Annotated in this window: 24 protein-coding genes and 1 pseudogene; 15 read left to right on the top strand and 10 right to left on the bottom strand. The window is 45.8% G+C overall.

Features of this window, described 5'->3' with window-relative positions; genetic code table 11:
* The first annotated feature begins 107 nt into the window (after positions 1-107).
* From DXU84_RS10230 to tssD, 10 genes are all read left to right on the top strand, one after another.
* A complete protein-coding gene (locus DXU84_RS10230; protein ID WP_013576965.1) occupies positions 108-656 on the top strand; it encodes a PTS glucitol/sorbitol transporter subunit IIC in 549 nt (182 codons plus the stop codon).
* Between the two features lie 47 nt (positions 657-703).
* The gene (locus DXU84_RS10225) at positions 704-1,693 is read left to right on the top strand and encodes a PTS glucitol/sorbitol transporter subunit IIB (protein ID WP_013576964.1); all 990 of its coding nucleotides are present in this window, start codon (positions 704-706) and stop codon (positions 1,691-1,693) included.
* A 9-nt stretch (positions 1,694-1,702) separates the two neighbouring features.
* A complete protein-coding gene (gene srlB, locus DXU84_RS10220; RefSeq protein ID WP_013576963.1) occupies positions 1,703-2,065 on the top strand; it encodes a PTS glucitol/sorbitol transporter subunit IIA in 363 nt (120 codons plus the stop codon).
* A 22-nt stretch (positions 2,066-2,087) separates the two neighbouring features.
* Positions 2,088-2,867 (top strand): sorbitol-6-phosphate dehydrogenase, encoded by a 780-nt coding sequence (gene srlD, locus DXU84_RS10215; protein ID WP_013576962.1) that lies wholly within the window; start codon positions 2,088-2,090, stop codon positions 2,865-2,867.
* Between the two features lie 86 nt (positions 2,868-2,953).
* Positions 2,954-3,316, top strand: a complete 363-nt coding sequence (gene gutM / locus DXU84_RS10210; protein ID WP_013576961.1) for a transcriptional regulator GutM — start codon at positions 2,954-2,956, stop codon at positions 3,314-3,316.
* 79 nt (positions 3,317-3,395) lie between these two features.
* A complete protein-coding gene (locus DXU84_RS10205; RefSeq protein ID WP_013576960.1) occupies positions 3,396-4,169 on the top strand; it encodes a DNA-binding transcriptional repressor in 774 nt (257 codons plus the stop codon).
* A gap of 213 nt (positions 4,170-4,382) precedes the next feature.
* Entirely contained in the window at positions 4,383-4,919 is a 537-nt protein-coding gene (hpt, locus tag DXU84_RS10200; RefSeq protein WP_013576959.1) for a hypoxanthine phosphoribosyltransferase, read from the top strand.
* Between the two features lie 411 nt (positions 4,920-5,330).
* Complete coding sequence (locus DXU84_RS10195) at positions 5,331-5,690, top strand: tlde1 domain-containing protein (protein WP_013576958.1); 360 nt, start codon at positions 5,331-5,333, stop codon at positions 5,688-5,690.
* Positions 5,687-6,187 carry a hypothetical protein gene (locus DXU84_RS10190; protein ID WP_013576957.1) on the top strand — a complete coding sequence of 167 codons (501 nt, stop codon included), beginning with the start codon at positions 5,687-5,689 and terminating at the stop codon, positions 6,185-6,187. The genes DXU84_RS10195 and DXU84_RS10190 overlap by 4 nt, the downstream gene beginning before the upstream one ends.
* Before the next feature lies 1 nt (position 6,188).
* Positions 6,189-6,680, top strand: coding sequence for a type VI secretion system tube protein TssD (tssD, locus tag DXU84_RS10185; RefSeq protein WP_013576956.1), 492 nt, complete (start codon positions 6,189-6,191; stop codon positions 6,678-6,680).
* Between the two features lie 1,669 nt (positions 6,681-8,349).
* Here tssD and DXU84_RS10175 read toward each other — a convergent pair.
* Positions 8,350-8,571, bottom strand: coding sequence for a DNA-binding transcriptional regulator (locus tag DXU84_RS10175; RefSeq protein ID WP_153375607.1), 222 nt, complete (start codon positions 8,569-8,571; stop codon positions 8,350-8,352).
* 161 nt (positions 8,572-8,732) lie between these two features.
* Between DXU84_RS10175 and DXU84_RS10170 the strand changes: the two genes are divergently transcribed.
* A complete protein-coding gene (locus DXU84_RS10170; protein WP_153375605.1) occupies positions 8,733-8,981 on the top strand; it encodes a hypothetical protein in 249 nt (82 codons plus the stop codon).
* 31 nt (positions 8,982-9,012) lie between these two features.
* On the opposite strand, the gene DXU84_RS10165 is transcribed toward DXU84_RS10170, so the two are convergent.
* Positions 9,013-10,179 carry a phage late control D family protein gene (locus DXU84_RS10165; RefSeq protein WP_153375664.1) on the bottom strand — a complete coding sequence of 389 codons (1,167 nt, stop codon included), beginning with the start codon at positions 10,177-10,179 and terminating at the stop codon, positions 9,013-9,015.
* Here DXU84_RS10165 and DXU84_RS10160 point away from each other — a divergent pair.
* A pseudogene (locus tag DXU84_RS10160) lies at positions 10,151-10,897 on the top strand (oxidoreductase); the annotation flags it as partial. The gene DXU84_RS10165 and the pseudogene DXU84_RS10160 overlap by 29 nt on opposite strands.
* A gap of 2 nt (positions 10,898-10,899) precedes the next feature.
* Positions 10,900-11,931 (top strand): phage portal protein, encoded by a 1,032-nt coding sequence (locus DXU84_RS10155; protein WP_153375603.1) that lies wholly within the window; start codon positions 10,900-10,902, stop codon positions 11,929-11,931.
* Between the two features lie 338 nt (positions 11,932-12,269).
* On the opposite strand, the gene DXU84_RS10150 is transcribed toward DXU84_RS10155, so the two are convergent.
* Positions 12,270-12,575 (bottom strand): hypothetical protein, encoded by a 306-nt coding sequence (locus DXU84_RS10150; protein WP_153375601.1) that lies wholly within the window; start codon positions 12,573-12,575, stop codon positions 12,270-12,272.
* 585 nt (positions 12,576-13,160) lie between these two features.
* Here DXU84_RS10150 and DXU84_RS10145 point away from each other — a divergent pair.
* Together DXU84_RS10145 and DXU84_RS24995 are read left to right on the top strand one after the other, a co-directional pair.
* Positions 13,161-14,717, top strand: a complete 1,557-nt coding sequence (locus DXU84_RS10145; RefSeq protein WP_153375599.1) for an EAL domain-containing protein — start codon at positions 13,161-13,163, stop codon at positions 14,715-14,717.
* Positions 14,718-14,889: 172 nt separating this feature from the next.
* A complete protein-coding gene (locus tag DXU84_RS24995) occupies positions 14,890-15,090 on the top strand; it encodes a hypothetical protein (protein WP_194286514.1) in 201 nt (66 codons plus the stop codon).
* 303 nt (positions 15,091-15,393) lie between these two features.
* On the opposite strand, the gene DXU84_RS10140 is transcribed toward DXU84_RS24995, so the two are convergent.
* From DXU84_RS10140 to DXU84_RS10110, 7 genes are all read right to left on the bottom strand, one after another.
* On the bottom strand, positions 15,394-16,245 hold the full coding sequence (locus DXU84_RS10140) for a DUF4435 domain-containing protein (RefSeq protein ID WP_153375597.1): 852 nt from the start codon (positions 16,243-16,245) through the stop codon (positions 15,394-15,396).
* Positions 16,245-17,687: an AAA family ATPase gene (locus tag DXU84_RS10135; RefSeq protein ID WP_153375595.1), complete on the bottom strand. Its 1,443-nt coding sequence runs from the start codon at positions 17,685-17,687 to the stop codon at positions 16,245-16,247. The genes DXU84_RS10140 and DXU84_RS10135 overlap by 1 nt, the downstream gene beginning before the upstream one ends.
* 287 nt (positions 17,688-17,974) lie before the next feature.
* Positions 17,975-19,978, bottom strand: a complete 2,004-nt coding sequence (locus tag DXU84_RS10130) for a replication endonuclease (protein WP_228388989.1) — start codon at positions 19,976-19,978, stop codon at positions 17,975-17,977.
* 79 nt (positions 19,979-20,057) lie between these two features.
* Positions 20,058-20,282 carry a TraR/DksA family transcriptional regulator gene (locus DXU84_RS10125; protein ID WP_153375593.1) on the bottom strand — a complete coding sequence of 75 codons (225 nt, stop codon included), beginning with the start codon at positions 20,280-20,282 and terminating at the stop codon, positions 20,058-20,060.
* On the bottom strand, positions 20,282-20,464 hold the full coding sequence (locus tag DXU84_RS10120; RefSeq protein WP_112286861.1) for a DUF2732 family protein: 183 nt from the start codon (positions 20,462-20,464) through the stop codon (positions 20,282-20,284). The genes DXU84_RS10125 and DXU84_RS10120 overlap by 1 nt, the downstream gene beginning before the upstream one ends.
* 66 nt (positions 20,465-20,530) lie before the next feature.
* Positions 20,531-20,857: a hypothetical protein gene (locus DXU84_RS10115; protein ID WP_223509138.1), complete on the bottom strand. Its 327-nt coding sequence runs from the start codon at positions 20,855-20,857 to the stop codon at positions 20,531-20,533.
* Positions 20,858-20,864: 7 nt separating this feature from the next.
* A complete protein-coding gene (locus DXU84_RS10110) occupies positions 20,865-21,029 on the bottom strand; it encodes a phage filamentation protein Fil family protein (RefSeq protein ID WP_112286860.1) in 165 nt (54 codons plus the stop codon).
* Positions 21,030-21,047: the final 18 nt, after the last annotated feature.

Genomic DNA, 21,047 nt, shown 5'->3' with positions numbered 1-21,047 from the left:
AAAATGTGATCAATATATAATTAATATAAATTCAATATGATTATATTTTCAGCGTGGAGTAACAAAACATGAAAGCTTAAACCCACGTATCCCTACAGGAGAAGATGATGATCGATGTAATAACGCACGGTGCCGAGTGGTTTATCGGCCTGTTTCAAAAAGGGGGAGAGGTGTTTGTCGGCATGGTCACCGGCATTCTGCCTCTCTTAATTAGTTTGCTGGTCGTCATGAACGCGCTGATCGTGTTTGTCGGACAGCGGCGGATCGAACGTCTGGCGCAGCGTTGTGCCGGAAATCCGGTTTCACGTTATCTGCTGTTACCGGTGATTGGCACCTTTGTTTTCTGCAATCCGATGACCCTCAGCCTCGGGCGTTTTATGCCTGAAATCTACAAACCCAGCTATTACGCCGCAGGCTCCTACAGCTGCCATTCCATGAACGGACTCTTCCCGCATATTAACCCCGGCGAACTGTTTGTGTATCTCGGCGTTGCCAGCGGACTGACCACGCTGGGATTACCGCTCGGGCCGCTGGCCGTCAGTTATTTCCTGGTCGGTATGGTGACTAACTTCTTCCGCGGCTGGGTAACGGATCTCACCACCCGCATCTTTGAACGCAAGATGGGCATTCAGCTTGATCGTGAGGTTCAGTTGTAATCAGGTTCAATTCTAATCAGGTCAAATTCTAAAAAGCGGAGCAGAAAATGAGCGTTACGATTCGCATTAACCGGGGTGAAGGTGGCTGGGGTGGTCCGTTGCTGATTGAGGCGGTACCCGGCAAAAAAGTGATGTATATCACGGCGGGCACCCGCCCGGCGATTGTCGACAAGCTGGCAGAACTGACCGGCTGGGAAACGGTAGACGGTTTTAAAGAAGGTGAGCCACCGGCAGAGGAAATCGGTGTGGCGGTAATCGACTGTGGCGGCACGCTGCGCTGCGGCATCTACCCAAAGCGACGCATCCCGACGGTTAATATCCATTCGACCGGCAAATCAGGCCCGCTGGCGCAGTTTATTACCGAAGACATTTATGTTTCCGGTGTCCGTGAGCATGACATCGTGCTGGAAAGCGCAGAGGCGGCTGAGCCGGTAAGCGCAGCGGCTAAACCCGCACCGGCTGCGGCAGGACGCGACTACGACACCACTAAAAAAATTACCGAACAAAGCGACGGCCTGCTGGCGAAAGTCGGGATGGGGATGGGCTCCGGCGTAGCCGTTTTATTCCAGGCCGGGCGCGACACCATCGACACCGTGCTCAAAACCATCCTGCCATTTATGGCGTTCGTGGCGGCGCTGATCGGCATCATTATGGCCTCCGGGCTGGGTGATCTGGTGGCGCACGGGCTGACGCCGTTGGCGAAAAGCCCCGTCGGGTTGGTGATGCTGGCGCTGATCTGTTCCTTCCCGTTGCTTTCTCCTTTCCTCGGCCCGGGCGCGGTGATCGCGCAGGTTATCGGCGTGCTGGTGGGGGTGCAGATCGGGCTGGGCAATATCCCGCCACATCTGGCGCTGCCTGCACTTTTCGCCATCAACGCTCAGGCGGCGTGCGATTTCATTCCTGTCGGACTTTCGCTCGCCGAAGCCAAACAGGACACCGTGCGCGTCGGCGTGCCTTCGGTGCTGGTCAGCCGTTTTCTGACCGGCGCACCGACGGTACTTATCGCCTGGGCCGCTTCCGCTTTCATTTACCAGTAAGGAGTCACTGTGCAAACCATTTATCAAACCACTATTACGCAAATCGGCGATTTCGCCCGTGAAGCCTTAACCGACCAGATGCTGATCACCTTCCGTGAAGGGGCACCAGCGGATATTCAGGATTATTGCTTCATTCACCAGCCCGGGAAAATGGAAGGGGAATTGCATCGTGGCGCGTATATGGAACTGGCTGATGTGCGTTATCCGGTGACCGCCGTGGGAGAGGTGGCGATGCAAAATCTGCGCGAGCTGGGGCATATCACCCTGCGTTTTGACGGCAGTGCCGAGGCTGAGTTTCCCGGCAGCGTACATGTAAAAGGCACCACGCCCGACGATATTCCGCTGGGCAGCGTATTGAAATTTATCGATTAACTATCAGAGTCAGGAGTCAGTTATGGAACAGGTTGCAGTCGTGATCGGCGGGGGGCAGACGCTGGGCGCATTTCTCTGTCAGGGGCTGGCTGAATCCGGCTATCGCGTGGCGGTGGCGGATTTGAATGAGAAGAATGCCGCATCGGTGGCAGAGCAGATTAACCGGCAGTTTGGCGAGGAAAGGGCGTTCGGATTTGCAGTCGATGCCACCAATGAAGCCAGCGTAGAACAACTGGCGAAAGCGGTGGATCAGACGTTCGGCAGGGTCAGTTTACTGGTATACAGCGCAGGGATGGCGAAGGCATCGCCAATCACGGATTTTGCCCTCAACGACTTTGATCTGTCGTTGCAGGTCAATCTGGTGGGATATTTCCTTTGCGCCCGTGAGTTTTCGCGCCTGATGATCCGCGACCGTATTCCGGGACGCATTATTCAGATCAACTCCAAATCCGGCAAAGTGGGCAGCAAACATAATGCCGGTTACAGCGCGGCCAAATTCGGCGGCGTGGGGCTGACACAGTCTCTGGCGCTGGATCTGGCAGAGTACGGTATTACCGTGCATTCGCTGATGCTGGGCAATTTACTCAAATCGCCGATGTTCCAGTCATTATTACCGCAATACGCCAAAAAACTGGGCATTCAGGCCGATGAAGTCGAGCAGTATTACATCGATAAAGTGCCGCTGAAACGCGGGTGCGACTATCAGGATGTGCTGGATATGCTGCTGTTTTATGCCAGCGATAAAGCCTCGTATTGTACCGGTCAGTCGATCAATATCACCGGCGGTCAGGTGATGTTCTGATGTGCTCCGCCTCTGTTATGCAGGGGCGGATTATTCTGTTATTAACAAAATCATGTTATTAACAAAATCATGTTAAGGAGAAAATAATGACCCCGACTGCGGCATTAATATTCTGTGCGGTGCTGGCCTGGGTGGCACAAATCGCGCTCGGCTGGTGGCAGTTACAGCGCTTTAACCGGGCATTCGACAGATTGTGTTTACAGGGAAATGTGGGCGTCGGGCGTTCCGGCGGACGTTTCAAACCGAGAGTGGTACTGGCGCTGGCTTTCGATAAACAGGAAAAAGTCTGTGACGGCTTTTTACTGCGCGGCCTGACGATTTTCGCCCGCCCCCGGCCGGTAACGTCGCTTAATGGCATGAGCCGGGAACAATTGATGACAGGTGTGATCTTCCCGAAAGATCCGAATATTCAAACTGCACTATCATTAGCGATTGAACCGAAATCATGATATTTTCACTTTAAAAGCTATTATCTTTCAAAAAGAATGATGGCTGTGAATTTATCTTAAAATTTGAGCGAAAATCGTGATGAAACCTAAGCAACGGCAGGCGGCGATACTGGAGCATTTACAGCAATTTGGAAAGACGGCGGTGGACGATCTCGCCGCGCATTTCGCCACAACCGGCACCACTATCCGCAAAGATCTCACCCTGCTGGAAGAAGAGGGTGCAGTAATCCGCACTTACGGCGGTGTGGTGCTCAGCCGTGAAGAAGGCGACCAGCCTATCGACCGTAAAACCCACATTAATACCGGAAAAAAATTGCGCATTGCCCGCGCAGCTATTCAGGAAATTCAGGACGGCGACTCGCTGATTTTTGATGCGGGCAGCACCGTGATGCAGATGGTGCCTTTCCTCAGTCAGTTTAATAACATCACCGTCATGACCAACAGCCTGCATATCGTCAATGCGCTGGTGGAACTGGATAATGACCAGACTATCCTGATGCCGGGCGGCACCTATCGCAAAAAATCCTCCTCCTTCCACGGCAGTCTGGCCGAAAGCGCGTTTGATAAATTCAATTTCGACAAGCTGTTTATCGGCGCAGATGGCGTCGATCTCGACGGCGGTGTTACCACATTCAACGAAGTTCACGGCGTCAGTCAGGCGATGTGTAAAGCGGCTGAGCGTATTTTCCTGCTGGTGGATTCGTCAAAATTTGGCCGCAAAAGCCCGAATGTGGTGTGCCACTTAGGCAAGGTCGATACGCTGATCACCGACAGCGGGCTTAGCAGCCAATACCGCGATGCCATCGAAAAATTGGGGATCCGCATTATTCTGGTCGGGGAAGACGACGAGTGACGCATTACTCAATTACGTATCTGAAAAATGGTGCTTTTGGGATAAAAAATATCGCGGTATCTAATGATTAAGTTTAGCTGACCCGGTTACACAGGAAGCTGACACCAGCGTTACTCATCGGCGGGTTCTTTGATATAATCCTTTCCACTATATGGTCGCTGTTTTTCTGAAAAACAGCGATAAGTATTCTTAAATCAGGTGGTTAGTCTTTATATGAAACATCGTGTTGACGTCATGATTTCCGAAGAGGAAGTCAAAACCCGAATTGCCGAGTTGGGCCGTGAAATCACCGAACACTACCGCGACAGCGGCAGCGAAATGGTGCTGGTTGGATTGCTGCGCGGTTCTTTCATGTTTATGGCTGACCTGTGTCGCGCCGTGGACGTGCCGCACGAAGTGGATTTCATGACTGCCTCCAGTTATGGCAACGGCATGTCTACCACCCGCGACGTTAAGATTCTCAAAGATCTCGACGAAGACATTCGCGGTAAAGATGTGCTGATCGTCGAAGACATTATCGACTCCGGCAATACGCTGAGCAAAGTGCGTGAAATCCTGCAACTGCGTGGCCCGAAATCTCTGGCCATTTGTACCCTGCTGGATAAACCCGAGCGCCGCGAAGTGGACGTAAAAGTCGAATACGTCGGTTTCCCGATCCCCGACGAATTCGTTGTCGGCTACGGCATCGACTACGCCCAGCGTTATCGCCATCTGCCGTATGTTGGTAAGGTTGTGATGCTGGACGAGTAAAGTTCGGCTGCGCCCCGCACAGCAGTTAATTAAAAACGGCCTTCAGATTTGGAGGCCGTTTTTTTATATTCATTTCAAATAATAAATAATCTATTCAACTTATCTGTTGTATGCCCGGTAAAAATAAAATTGAAAATTATGCTTTTTAGGTATAGGTTATTTTTAATCATAGCTTTTATTATTATAGTTTTGTATAAGTTCAAGTTGTTAACTGAGCGAATAACTAAAGAATACTCACCAGGGATGAAATTATAAAAAATGAAAACCTTCAGGAAGATTAACGAAATCAATATGAATGATGCATGACACTATTTCATGGGTGATGTCGATGGCTTATATTCATGATATCTATGATTGATTCATAAAGTCTCAAACAAAGTCACCATGATTAACTAAACAAGGATGGATATTATGACGTGGGAATATAATCAAAGCAGCGGTGAATTGAAGCATAACGGACAACTATTCCAACAGGGCTATAGCGGACATGGTGCAGGAATAAATAATCCAGCTATGGAGTCTGTGAGCAGCCAGGGTCCAATCCCAAAAGGTTATTATCGTATAACAGGAGCGCATAATACTGTTACGCCTGTCACCATTATTTTGGAACCTATTTTGGGGACTAATACGTATGGGCGAGACCTGTTCAGAATCCATGGCGGTTCAAGGAGTGGCGGACGCAATGCATCGAATGGTTGCATCATTATTGATGGCGTACGTAATCGCGAACAAATCATGAATAGCGGTGACACGATTCTGGTGGTCAGATGATGAAAATTTTACTGTCTTTTTTATTAACGTTTTCATTTTCGGCAGTCGCCACGATGCAAATAACTTCCATGCAGTTAACTCAGCAGATAAAAAATCGGGGGGCTCAGGCAGTTATCGCTGATTTATACAAAGATGATGAATCCCAATGGCAGTATGTGCTGACTAAAATAGGCAGTGGTGAACAAAACTGGCTGGACGTGGCCGCATTATTAGCGCCCGGTAGTGATGCTGATTCGGCGGAGTCTCTTGCTACTGCAGCTGCCACGGCCATTCCACATAACCCAGCGGGTGTGCTCTCCCTTCTTAAAGGCGAGGTTTTACCCTTCAGTACCGATAACGTATGCGCTTTACCCTTTTATAGCATCAAAGAACCGGAATTTAATCAATATATCGTTAATGCTATTCAGGCTCTTTATAAGGTTTCGAACAGCAAAGCGTGTATCGATACTATTGTTAAGACTATTGGTCAATCAAACGGATTTGTTGAGGATAACTAATATGGGCATTCCTGTTTATATGTTTTTGTATGATGATAGCGGTAATATTATTAAGGGAGGTATTGACATTCAAGGCCGTGAATACAGCGTGGAAGTGTTAGGGCTGCATCACAGTGTACATATTCCGACCGATAACCATAACGGTAAATTCACCGGCACCCGCCGGCATCTCCCATTTCTGATAGAAAAAGAAATCGATTCGTCTTCACCTTATCTCTATAAAGCCCTTTCTATGGGGCAAGCGCTGAAGCGCGTAGAACTGAAATATTATCGGATCAACGATGCAGGACAAGAGGCGGAGTATTTTACTATTCTGCTGGAAAACGTGAAAGTCGTTAACCTAATGCCCGTGATGTTCGATATCAAAGATCCCGCAAAAGAAAAATTTAATCATATGGAAATCGTAGAATTTCGTTATCAGAAAATTACCTGGCTTTATCTTGATGGAAATATTCAACACACTGATGCCTGGAACGAAAGGGCGACGGTATAGTTAGTACGCAGATGACGACGTAAAATCTCGCTAAAAAACACCTATTCTTTGTCTCAGGGAACGATATTAATGACATGAATTAAATGGTTTTTATTTCAGTATCCATGCATTGACCACATCGACATTATCCTTCGATGTAAAAAATCCTTGCGGGTACTGCATGCAGTACTCCTCCATAAAGCCGGGGTTGGAATGCAGCGGTTTTCCCAGGAAAATAACTTCAAGTAACCTCCTCATTTACCGTCGTTACGATTTCAGGCTCAAAGCGACCTCTGCGTCTGCAAAAATGTTGCCTGGTTGAATAAAGTAAGAGGGTAGAAAGAGGAGGTAACTAAATCATAGTGCTATAACCTCAGTGCCTTATATTACAAAAAAATATTTTAAACTAAATCAGCGGGTTCTTTTTCCTCCAAATATAGTTATCCTTATTTTTTATTCTGAAAAATAACCATGGCATAACCCAGGAAAGTAAGAATAAAGGTATCGCTAAAATGACAGATAGATTAACAAAGTTATAGTTTTGGTAGAGTAACAGGATTAAAAGAGCTGAAATAAAAATCAAGATGATCCGCAAATATAAAATTAACTTCCTCGTAGGTCTGTCAATATAGGCCATGATTATTTCAGCACCACAATAAGGACATAGGGTACTGTTTTCCTTTAATTTACTATCACAGAATCCGCATGTAGCATGCTCATCAACATGATTACTTTTCACGTAAACCTCTCGGACTGACTTTTGCTGTGTATGAATTCTTGCTTAATGTTATTTATTTGATTTTATTATCTTAATTACTACTCTTTATCTCGAGTGTACTTTACATAATTTCTTTTGAAATTAGCAAGGGGATTTTTCTTGCAAACCGTAAGTGAATATGTGGGGGTTCTGTTAGTTTTTAGTAATGACTCCTTTTACCAAGATTGTTCTTATTTTGAATTTCTATATACAACCCTTATCTGAACAGGGGATGGGTTTTATAATATAAATTATGGCTAAGACATTTCCTAGTAAGCATGCCATATGAATTTTTATTGAATACCTTGCTGACTGCTTCTTGATGCGGCTGAAATAAAAATCGGCAGGGGTAGCGAAAAGAACAGGCCAGGAATTGGAAAAAGCTCATACGCTAATGTTTCTGACTCCCCATGTGCTGAGAGAACAAGACATTGTTCTTATTTACACATTATTTGGTCGCTTGTCTGGCATCCGGTGTCATTTAAACTCATTTTTGTTTCGTAATACTTACTCAGGGCTTTGTTTATGATTAGATTTTCTGGACAGATACAAGTGATACTAATCTCCTCTCCCTGCGTTGAACACCGACAGGCGTCGATTCTCCGTGACTGAGCTTTTAATCAACCTGCAGTTATTGGCAGAACGCCGGGGCGCGCCGGAGAGGCTTTTTGCGGTCAAAACCTCCGGGTCAGGGGCAGAAGCAACGATGCGCTATTCTGGTGCGTGCTTATATCTCCGTCGACAATTGAGAACATCGGACTGACAGGTTCAGATACTGTTGAACGGCGCTGAGTAATAAAAAGGCACTAAAAAAGGCACATTTTTGTGCCTTTGAAAAAGATGTTAATTACATGAATTAAATGGATTTTTTCATTTCAGTGTCCACACATTGACCACATCGACAGAAGAAGCCCCGTTTTCGGGGCTTCTTCTTTAGTGAATCTGGAAGGACTGCTGACTGTTTTTGTCTGGATGCAATAGCACCGCATGAACCGTCCCAGGCTCAACAATGATGTCAGCGATCGACTCATGGGTCTTAAACGTACAACTGCAGTTAATGTTCTGACACTGGTGATAGCGTTCTTTGGTATTGAGGCTCAGGTAACGGCTTGAACGGGCGTGGGCGGCGTGCTGGCATTTCGGGCAGTGCATCATAATAATCACCATGTAATCATTTTAATCAGATGCAATCATTGTATGTTATCCGCAAAAACATACATCCGATATTACAGTGATTTACACTCATCCTTTGAAAAGGATACACAGCACACTCACTGAATGTCTGCTATGTTATTTTGAATAATCAAGGAGAAGAAATGAAACTACTGCAGAATGAATTCGACTACCGGACCTGGATGACTGACGAGTTTTTGGAATATGATGATAGCCCATCATCTGCAATGAGCCAGGACGAACTAGAACAAGAGCTACAGCGTATGATGCCGAGCAGCTTTCCTTGTCTGGTTTATGTCGCTTACAGCGGCAATCCCAATGCACCTGAACGACTTGTCTTTACTTCCCGCAATCAGGTGGCGGAATGGGCTGCAGCAATGGGATTAACCTAATCCCTTCATTTCGGTACATACACATTTTTCCTTACTCAGCGTCATGATTTTCCGTCGCCTCATAGCTGACATCCGACAGTAACACCTCCAGATTCAACATCGTCACAAATCCGCTGCCGTCCAGGTTGTGTGTCACCTTGCTGATTAGCCAGGGCTGCGCGTCGATCACGGATTTAAAGCCCGACACCGCCACCGGCGTCTCAGGGAATAAATCCGCCCGTCCGCGAGCCAGGGAGATCGAGAACTCGGCGACACCGCGCTGGAGTTTGTCCCACTTCGCCTGGGCTGCGCGCATGGCGGCCTTTTGCGTGGCGTAGACCGTCGTCAGTGCAAACACGTTTTCATCACTACCCGCCAGATATTCCCCTTCTTTCGCCTCCGGCGTTTTCTGTGCCTTCGCGGTGGTCTTTTTGGCTGCCGGATGTTGCAGGGCGCGCAAATGCTGTTCTTTTTTCTTCCGCTGCACCTTCACCTTTTTCGGTTTCGGGTCTTTGGTGTGCAGCCAGGTGGCTGACACGCCGGTATAGGCATCACGGTCAGCAAGAGTAAACGTGTGCCCGTCGCCGTCGCTGCGGGTCAGCGTCGTTTTCGGTATCGGCTTGCCGCTGGCGGTCACGGCAGCGCCGGGTTTGATAAACAGCAGCTTTCCAGCCTTGATGGCGACAACCCCGCCGTTCAGCTCGGCCAGACGGGTAATGAATGCGGCATCGTTTTCCTGCGTCTGGTCGATATGCGATACCTTCACCCCTTTAAACGCATCCGCGACAGCAGGCTGGAGGTTGTTGCGCGCCGCCACGGTGGAGACAATCGCCTCCAGCGTCGTGTCGTGATAGGAGTGATCGCGGCGGGAATTCAGGCTGCCGCGATAGTCCGCACTGCGGGCGCGCAGCGTCAGCGTATCCGGCGCACCGCGATGCTCCACCTCATCCACGGTGAATTCTCCCTTATGGATAAGCGCCTGCCCCTTCCACCCCAGAAAAATGCTCAGCACCGCGCCGCGCGGGGGCATCTGCATCAGGCCGTCTGCGTCGTTCAGCGCAATATCAAGCTGGTCAGCCTCAAAGCCGCGGTTGTCGGTCAGCGACAGCGAAATCAGCCGCCTGCTGATATCGGCGGTGATATCTGAACCGGCAAGTTGAACCCTGTAGTCCGGCGCAATCTGCGCGCCGTTAGCCGGTGGCTGCAACCTGTTCAACATCGACACGCTGAAACAGGAGAACAGCGCGGAGGATTTCCGCAACCTGTTCATGTGTGAGTTTGTAGACGACCAGACTTCGGTATTCCCGTTCGCCGAACTACAGCGCTGCATGGTGGAAAGTGCGGAGGAATGGCAGGATTTCAGCCCGTTCGCCGTGCGTCCGTTTGGTTATCGCGCCGTCTGGATTGGTTACGACCCGTCGCACACCGGCGACAGCGCAGGTTGCGCGGTGGTGGCTCCGCCGCTGGTGGACGGCGGCAAATTCCGCGTACTGGAACGCCATCAATGGAAGGGTATGGATTTTGCCGCCCAGGCGAAAAGTATTGAAGAACTCACAAAACGCTACTGCGTGGAATATATCGGCGTGGATGCCACCGGCATCGGCCAGGGTGTTTTCCAGCTTGTCCGGCAGTTCTTCCCCGCCGCGATGGAAATCAGGTATAGCCCCGAAACCAAAACGAAAATGGTACTGAAAGCCAAAGACACCATCACGTCCGGACGCCTGGAATATGACACCAACCATAAAGACATCACCTCGTCATTCATGGCGATCCGCAAAACCATGACCGCCAGCGGCAGCCGTTCCACCTACGAAGCCAGTCGCAGTGAGGAAGCCAGCCACGCCGATGTCGCCTGGGCAATCATGCACGCACTGCTTAACGAACCCCTGACCGCCGCGAACGGCGGCCAAAGCCCTAACATCCTGGAGTTTTATTAATTATGAGTAAGCGCAAATTCCGCAAGGCGGCACAAACAGCAGTGACAGCAACGGCGCAGCAGACCAGCGGCGCGGAGGCGTTCAGCTTTGGCGACCCGACGCCGGTATTAGACCGCCGTGAAATCCTGGATTACATCGAATGCACGGGTAACGGCCAGTGGTACGAGCCGCCGGTCAGCTTTGACGGACTGGCTCGCACGCTGCGGGCGGCGGTTCATCACAGTTCGTCGTTGTACGTTAAGCGTAATATTCTGGCCTCGACCTATGTCCCGCATCCGCTGTTATCACAGCAGGAATTCAGCCGCTTTGCCCTGGATTATCTGGTATTCGGGAATGCGTTTTTAGAAGTGATCCGCAACCAGCTCGGCGACGCCGTGGTGATGAAAACCGTGCCCGCCAAATATGCGCGGCGCGGAGTCGAGCCGGATACTTACTGGTTTGTGCAGCAGTGGAAGGACGCACACCAGTTTGAAGCCGGTAGCGTGTTTCATCTGATTGAGCCGGACATTAATCAGGAGCTGTACGGCCTGCCGGAATATCTCAGCGCCCTGAATTCTGCCTGGCTGAATGAGGCAGCGACGCTGTTCCGTCGCAAGTATTACCAGAACGGCGCGCACGCCGGATACATCCTCTACATGACCGACGCGGCACAAAGCAGCTCCGACATCGAGCAGATGCGTAAAGCCATGCGGGACACGAAAGGGCTGGGCAACTTCCGCAACCTGTTCATGTACGCGCCAAACGGCAAACCGGACGGGATCAAGATTCTGCCGTTAAGTGAAGTCGCAACCAAAGACGATTTTTTTAATATCAAGAAAGCCAGCCAGAACGATTTGCTTTGCGCGCACCGCGTTCCGCCTCAGATGATGGGCATTATTCCGGAGAACAACGGGGGGTTTGGTGATTCAGTGAAAGCCTCGCAGGTGTTTGTCCGGAATGAACTGACACCTTTGCAGGAAAGATTTAAAGAGTTGAATGCGTGGCTTGGTGAAGAGGTGATCACGTTTATTTCTTATGAACTAATGCCGGATTAGGGCTGTTAAATCCCGTAATACGGGGGGCAAATTATCTATTATTACTGTTCTAGCAGCCCGCTATGAGCGAAAGCAGACATTATGAAAGCTGGCCTAACCAGTGAATATAGCTTTTAATTTAATTCGGGCAAGTAGAGTTACTTCTCAGGCTCATCGCATCTGGTGAATACTCCAGATGCGATGAGAGAGGCGGGGGAATCAATCACAGATACTCGCGAAATAATCTTATCAATCCTGTTACACAGTATGTAATCTTATAGGAAGAGAAATGTTTTCAATTTTCTTGAAAAGATTCTTTATGCGTTTAATTTAAACAGTAATCTACTTGCATTTGATAATTAAAAAAGAGATTTGCTAATGCAGATTTCATCAACCCGTATAATATCTGATATATTAAATCCTGACATATCTTCATGGAAGTCGTGACTTTTCATATATTCCTCATTTAAAAGCTTAACATCGCATCCATCAGGTAATGTTACGACAGCTATAACTTGATTTGATTGTTCATTTCCGCCTACATATACATCATTAACATATATACCAAACTTGGGTAAACTGACCATGTGCTTTGGCCAGTAGTTTATGAAGTAATTATCAGCACTTGTTTTATCTTTCAATGTGTAAATTCTTAATTGTTTCATATCATCATGCCTCACTTTAACCACCGGGGAATTTCATAATAAACGTAAAGCATGGCGTTTGAAAATTTTATGCAAAAAACCACATTTAAGAGTTATTCACAATTTACTGTGGCAAGTTTTCGGTACCCTTACAAACGAGGCATGACCTGCCACTCATTGAGTAATGCATCAGTGATATCAGCAATGTGAGGGGATTGTAAGGAACTACCTTCACTAGTATGTGATCTTTACTGAAAGCTTCGAGATTTTATTGCATAATAAAATCAATGTCCGCTTTGACACAAAGGCCAGGCCGAAGCGTAAGACGGCCGCTATGAGTCACCCGGAGAACGTTTTAACATCGGTTGAACTCACAGCGAATAGATGACCTAACATTGTGGAATGTCAATTTACCGTAGAGCAGGTCACTGGTTTCGCCGGAAGAGGGAGAGGATATACATTACTGATACGGTCTCGGACCGTACGGCCGATAACCACGGAAACTGCTATTTACCTCTCATGTCACAATGCGATGGCTGGAGTATGCTCAATACTATGCAAAGCGTTCACGCCGGATAAATATAATGGCAGGGGAATACTTCAACAATGCCACTACAAATACTGAAAATTATCCACCACAGGCTCGGTATCTACACGCTTTCAATAGTGTTAACATTCGGCGTCCTGTACTGCACAGGACTAGGGGTTTATTATTACTATATCCATGAAAAGATGGAAAATTATGCTAATTTAATTCTGGCTCGCAGTGACAGTCTGCTCGAGCAGGTGAAACTGATTGACGGACTTCGACAGGAGTTCGCAGTCTATGAGCCATGCAGTGACCAGTATCTGAATGCATTACGAAAACGCCTCTGGCCTTACCCCCTGATCAAGGATATCGCCTATGTCCATGATGAGAAAATTATCTGTTCGGCCCTCTGGGGAAAACTGAATTCACCTATTTCTTTAAACATGTTCAGAAAGAAGGTTAATCGGGGGAGCTATACTTGGGTATTTGATGCCCTGATAGAAGAGAACATTACCGCAGATGTTCTTTACACCAATAACTTCGCCATAACGGTCTCTCCTTTTGCCTTCCAGCGTTTCTGGGAGGAAGCCAATAAAATGGATTTCGATGCCGTCATAGGTGATTTTAAACATGACAATCATTTTTTCATGATTGGAAAAAAAACGCAATTACTGGAGTCGATAGAGCATAATAAATCTCATTCTTTGTTGTACTTTACTGAGCATGCCTGCAACAGTATGAATGAGATCTGTGTTATTACAGGAACCTCATTCTCTCTCTTCTTTAAAAATAACATTTATATTCTGGTTTTTTTATTTAGTATATCCTTTATTATCGGTTTTTTGATTGGCACCCTGTATATTAACAATTTATTACATAAAAAGTCATTACTTTCTCGTCTGGAAAATGCAATTCTAAATCGGGAGTTACATTTCGTCTATCAACCTATATACAAAGTTAAAGACAGGAATATACTAGGGGTAGAGGCTCTTTTACGCTGGACGGATGCTCAAATAGGATATATCAGTCCTGATGTATTTATTCCTCTAGCGGAAAGAAATGGCTTAATAAACAAGATTAGTCTGTATGTGGTTGAGCATGCCATCAGGGAATGTGCGCCAATATTGCTGAACAACGATATCACTTTAAGCATCAATGTTAGTTGTGCTGATATCTGTTCTGATGAATTCCGTGAAAAATTACTGAGCACTTTAAGAAAAGAAAACATTGCGGGCGATTCTATTATTCTTGAAATTACAGAGAGACAAAGTTCCGGAACAGATGATATCAAGCGTTCTATGGATTTTTTTAAGGGCACCGGTATCAGGTTTGCACTTGACGATTTCGGAACCGGTTATTCAAATCTGAACTGGCTTTCATTACTCGATGTGGATGAAATTAAAATAGATAAATCATTAACTGACTCGATAGGGACTGAATCCATTAACAAACACATTCTTCCTGGTTTGATAGAAATGTTTAAAAACATTCCTAAAATAGTGGTCTTTGAAGGAGTGGAAACTGAAATGCAGTATCAGTTCCTTAAGGAAAATGTACCTGAGTGCTGTGCTCAGGGATGGTATTTCGCAAAAGCCGTTCCTTTAAGCGAACTCAGTGCCGTCCTCTCGGGTTAAAGGGTGATCATACGTTAACCACAGTACTTGAAGATCATTGACTGCACTGTCAGCGCCAATGATATAAGACTTCAATTCGCTATTTAGATTGTCCGCTCCACCCGGCATGTTGTTTCCTGTGGGTTCTCATACCTGAAAGTAAACCCACATGATGAGCAGAGAGGACCATTAAATGATAAAGCAAATGCGTCGTCAGGGCGCTTACACTGTTGATATTGCCATCCCGATTGGTTGTCGCTACATGCCAATATGCGCGGCGCTCTTTATGTCCAGAATGTATCTGTCTGGAACCGCATCTGTGTGTCGATTTGGTATCCTGAACCTTGGCGCGCGCAATGTTACCCGCCTGCCCGCGTCATACCTGACTGACTGATTTTAATGCATGACAGAAAACGTTTAAAGCAGAGTCAGCGGGCGGTGCAGGCCTTTTGACCCGTTTTAAAAACATGCGGAATCATGCAAGTAGTCCATGCAGAGTGTCTTGGCAAGGTAAGTAATCAAGAATGGAGTAAATGTTAACATTGAATGTGTTAAAAATAAGTATTTTTCAATAATTCATAGTTGTTGTTATATTTAATTCTGATTCTTATACGAAAAATATATTTTTGACAATAACACCTATTTTGTTACAAGGTCTAATTATTTTAACTTAGACCCTGTTTGTTGTTAGTGAGGGTCATGCCGATAAAAAATTGAATACAGGTTGTAAGTTGGTTTTGAGAGTCGATGAGTGATGCAAGTTTGACATTAATAGTGTGCACGTAGTATCAGTATTGCTGAACTTACTTCCAAATTTTGGGTTTATTCTAATTACACTATCTTTAAGGTAGCGTTGTAAGGCGACTTTCAACATTTTACCAGGGAAGTCAGCGAGGATATTACCTGATGAAATATACTGTGTCTCATAATATTCCTTCGCAAGTTGCTCATTATATCCATTTTGATACAAATTATGTATTAGCTCTTCTATCTTATCTGGGCACACCTTCCAAGAATCATTCATGCAAATGAACGTATCACTCCAACCCGGAGATGGTAGACCTTGCATATTAAGTTCAGCAACAACAACTCTTTGATAATAATGAATTGCGTAAAATAGTCTCAATAATAAAGGTGTGCTGTATTCAATGAAAGCATGAAGGTCGACTATTTCTAGTGCGTCATTTTTTTTCATTTTAAGACTCATTGCAATAACGGATTTAATCACATCTTCACAAAAGTAAAAGTTTTCAATGGAGTATCTTTCTAAAAAAACAAGCCGTTCTGATTCAATATCAATGAGGTCAAAATCCCTATCCACAATAACAATGCAATTCACCAATTCCTGGTTATCTTCAAGGAATTTTTTAATTCTAGGTTTGCCGCCTGAATAGATTACGTCAAACTCAATACCTTCAATTGCTGAACTGACTAAACTCTCATATATAGGAACATCATCTTTTCCCTCCACGATAATAAATTTTATCCTCCTCTGCATGTCAACCCTACGCAAATTTTCTTCGATATCATAAACAGGAATGGTTGGCATTAGCGACAATCCTCCAGGTTGATAAGATTAGCTCCCTTGGTGAAAATGGATGGTGAATGAGTGGCTACAATGATCTGTGATAGAGGTGATAGTTTTTTTATAGAGCCTAATATCTTTCTTTGCCAGTCTAAATGAAGTGAAAGTTCTGGTTCGTCGGCTACAAACACGGCACCGTTAGCTTTTGATAACGTGGCTCGGCCTAAAATTGTTATAATATGTTTTTCACCTGATGATAGATCCTGTAATCGTATTGGCCTATTTTTTGCCTTCAGTCTGAATTCTCCATCCTCATTTAAATTGAATTTTTTTGAAGGGGAAAAATACATGTTTACTTCATTTTCATAATCCGTAAACATTTTCCATATTTCGTTTTTCTGGATCTGCATTACTTCGACATCCTCCACTATTGATAAAAATCTATCATATATGTTTGTTATAGAGAACAATGTCATATAGGTGTTATTAAATTTCTCATGGGCCTTTCGACTTGCCTCGTTGTCCTGAAACGATTTATTTTCTTTTCGAGAGGCTTCAGTGATTCTGTTTAATTCTTTCCACTCATCTCTACACTTAGAACCAAGTTCACTCCATAATTGAAAGTGTTCCATAACTTTTTCTTCAGGTACGTCAATTTTTGCATCTTTTAATTTTTTAAAATAGCTACTCGCATCTAATGTGTTATCAGGACTTGACATTACCTTTGATACTGACTGAAGTGCCTTTTTGGATTGAGTTAAGAGTTTCTGATCTATCATGACCTTTTCTATTATTTTTGATTTTAGAGTCTCTAAGGAAGCAGTTATTTCCTTTCTTCTTACATTAACCTCCTCAGTAAATTGAGATTGAATTGAAGATATCACGCGATAACTTGGATCTATGATTTCAGATATTTGCTTTTGGTTTATTCTTCTCTTTCTTAAAGCCATTTGTAAGAATTCATCATGACCATTTTCACTGAAGATTTCACTATCATGCATGCGCAGAAGGGGCACGTGCGTCAGGGTTATCTCAGACTCAATGTTATTCTTAAATATTTCCAATTGAGTTACGAATTCAGTATCAGTATCTTCGAGAGATTGTGAACCACTTAATGGGCCAAAAGGTATTATAATTGGTTCTGGGTTGTTAGAAGTACTCAAAGTAAAAAATCCAGGTGTAAATTTCCCTTCAATGATGCTATGAGGTGTTTTTACAACTTGCATGAATTTTCTTTGTCTTACTTGCCCCGTCTTTGCTAAATATAAAATAACTTTCTCAAATGGTATTGATCTAAGTTTATTTAAATCACAGTTTAAACAACTTACTATGAGGTTAATAATAGAGGTTTTACCAGTGCCATTGTTGCCATATATACAGTTTGCACCTTCAATAAAATCAATAGTGTAGTTATTTCCGTTTTGAAAAAGTCCATCAATAGTAACTCTGCGTAAATAATTTTCCATTTTAAGTCCTATAGTTTTTATAGTTGATAAGCATGTGATTTTTCAAACTATTGTTAATGCATTAATATTTATTGTGTTTTTCATATTGTATAGTATATTTTTACGGTACAAAGCAACTAAATTTTCAAAAAAACTATGGAATGATCACTCTCAACAAGTTTATGGCTGATATGTAAGCAGTCTAGGTTAATTTCATAGACTTTGATAATCCCCCTAATTCTGCAAAAAATTATAGAATGTCTTACCCATCACTCCCAATTTTCACAGAATAATTTATTTAAGTATCTTCATTCTCTTATGACCTCATGACCTCGATCTAAGGGCATGGTTGTTAATTCGGTTATCGCTAGTTTACGGCAGTCTGGCGCTATCAAACAGTCAGTACGACTACTAAGAGTTCCGAATATACTTTGCATCTCTTCCCCCAACCCACAGTTATTGACAGGACTCCGAGGCGCGCCGGAGGCGCTTTTTGCGGTCAAAACCTCAGAATCAACGGCAGAAGCAACGATGCGCCATTCAGTGGTGCGCGTTTCATATACATGTGATTCGCCGAGGTGGGGCGCGAAAATGCCCACAACTTTTTTCACTTCTTCATCGTAGGCGTTCAGCTCATTGGCAACGCGACGTGCTACGCGCACCGTCTGATCGTCACGCGGTACATTAGCGCCGCCCTGGGCAGTCATGTACGCCATAAAGTCACCGGCATCAGCAGCAGCACGAACGGCTTCCACTTCTTCGTCAAAGGTTTCAGTCAAACTGATGGAACGGATGCGGCGGCACTCACGGTATGAACCCATAGTAGGCAGGCCGATGGGATGGAATTGAGGGATACGCCATGTTGCAGCCCAGGCAGTAACAGCAGCAGCGGAATCCGTCAGAAGCTCGCCGGTCTCGTGGTCGCGTTCGCCTTCCAGTGCGTAACCGTCGATATTCTTCGCGATGTATTTAGCGATGTAGCCAGCAGCACCGCCTCGGTTCAGGTGCTTACAGTCAAAGCGGTTCTTTGCTGCGCCGCGCTCGTCACCGTCTTCTTTCATGGCGTATTTGCGCATGATATCGATCACCGACTTACGCATGGCAGGCTTGGTGAATAACATCATGTGCCAGTGCGGAGTCGCGTCGTGGTGAGGCTCTACTACACGCATACCATAAACGGACAGGCCACTGTCTTTGAACGCGGTGCGCATTTTGCTCCAGATCCCGCAAAGATAACGCTGTGCATCTTTAGGCGTATAGGCCTCTTTGTCCCAGGAGTGATTTCGCTGAACGCGCTTGTTGTCACCTTTACCAACCATGCGGGTCGGGTGAAATTTAGAAGGGGTGGTGATGGTCAGAAACATCCCGACGTCACCATTCGCGGCAGCATATTTTTCGGTGCCGGCGATAGTGCTCATCAGCTCCATGCGGCGGATTTCAGGGTTTGAAATACTCGCCATGACTTTATCGATCAAACTGATACGCTCGCCGGTTTCGACATTCTCCAGGTCGCGGCTTTTTAGATAGTCCAGATTCGACAGTCGGCGGGAACGAACTTCACGGATAGCCTGCTTACTAGCATAGGGAGACGCGTCACGGTTAACCTTGCCGATTGCGATCAGCAATGACTCACGCCAGCGGGTACGCTGGCCTTTCAACTGACTTAACCACCAATCGGGATTTACCAGCCGAGACATGCCAGCGATGGCAGACGTTGCATCAAGCTTGCCTTTAGTGAATTTTGTCCAATACATAGGGCTGACGTTGAAGGCACGAGACATTCCTGCAATATCACGATACAGAGCGCACTGCGTATCAGACTGAAGAAGTACTGCGTAATCTCCACCATTTTCAGCCAACAGCTGATCGCAACGGTCTTCATAAATACTCTTCAACTGTCCGGCAATGCTATGTGTGAAACGACGCAGTGGCTTGTCGCTCATGCCTGGTAACTGGTGATAAACATCGGCCTCTGAGATGAATTTCATGGTGGCATTGATATTCATTGCATGGGCTTTATTAACTGCATCGACACGCGGCAGGATGCTGCGTCCAAGGGTATAAACCAGATATTTATTGGCTGCGTGAATGCCCTGAGTTTTGAGCAGGTACTTATGGCGGCCAGTGAAAATTTCTTGCAGGTCTTTAGAGAGATTTTTTACTTTGATTAAAACCGCTTGCCCCTGATCGTATTCATCACGAGTAAGCGGTCTCGGCCTTTCTTGGGGGACGATTGGGGCTAGGGGTTTATTCCAGGGGAACGCCCAAACATCGGGCGTTTCAGTCTGAGAAGTAAAGCGATTGTTCTGCATTACAAACCGTCTTTGATATCAATGATCAGATAGCCAGCATTGATGCCAGCCAGAATGAGCAATGCCATCGAGAACAAAATCATTTACTCTCTCGGTAATGCTTAGCGTTTAGCTCACTGATTTCCTTGCAATAGACACACAGATCAACGCCAGGCAGAGCTGCGCGGCGTTCTTCAGGAATAGGGCGGTCACAGTCGAGGCAATACATGGAGGAAGCGCCCGTAGTGCTTATGCGGGCAGCTTGAATTTGTGACTCTAAGATCAGGTCCGCTCGTTCTTGGGCAGCATCAATAACATCAGCCATTAATGAAATTCTCCCGCTTCGTTTTGGATGCGGGTAGCCTCAACGCGTAAAGCTTCGGCGGCTTCAGTGCCGGTCATTGCCTGCTTGATGATGAAACATGCGATAGCCTCAAGACGTGCAGCGAATACGGCTGCACGATTTAAACGTTCGTCAGAACGAGCTTCATTTATGATTTCTTCCATTATCCAATCCTGTTTTTAGGCAAAAGAATGCCCGGCGGGTTGAACGCCAATTAAATTTCAGATGTATTAATGTTCTATGTTGAGAACTGAGTCGGTTTCACTAATAAAGGCCGGAAGCGCGTTACCAAACTCAATGAGTGAGTTAAGTGCTTCAATGACCTTTATTCTTTCACTGTGCGCCAATTCAAAGAAACGCATATTGATATGACGACTTTTTAATCCAGCATGGAAGCAGATCAATTTGCGCATGGTCGGCGTACTTTCATCAAACGTTTCCTGCGCAATATTTTTCTGGCTGGTCAGCATTTTTCGGATCCCGATAATATGCTGAAAACATGCCTCTCTTTTTTCCTTCGGGATACTTTCCGAATAGCTCAATGTTTGCGATTGCATAGACACCTCAACCAAAGAAGCGTTTGTAGAAGGGCTTCCGGATCGAACCGGTTGAATACATTTGCGGTTTAGCTGGATTCCAGCGTTTGCCACCTGGTAGCTCAATCCAGCCATGTCCAAAACTGCGGGAAGGGCTTTGTCTTTTCAGCAGTGGTGCAACTGAGATACTCATCTTCACCTGTCCTATGTT

It is taken from the genome of Rahnella sp. RcJ3 (genome assembly GCF_009498575.1).
Taxonomy (GTDB): Bacteria; Pseudomonadota; Gammaproteobacteria; order Enterobacterales; family Enterobacteriaceae; genus Rahnella; species Rahnella aceris.
This window is presented reverse-complemented; position numbering and strand designations above follow the sequence as displayed.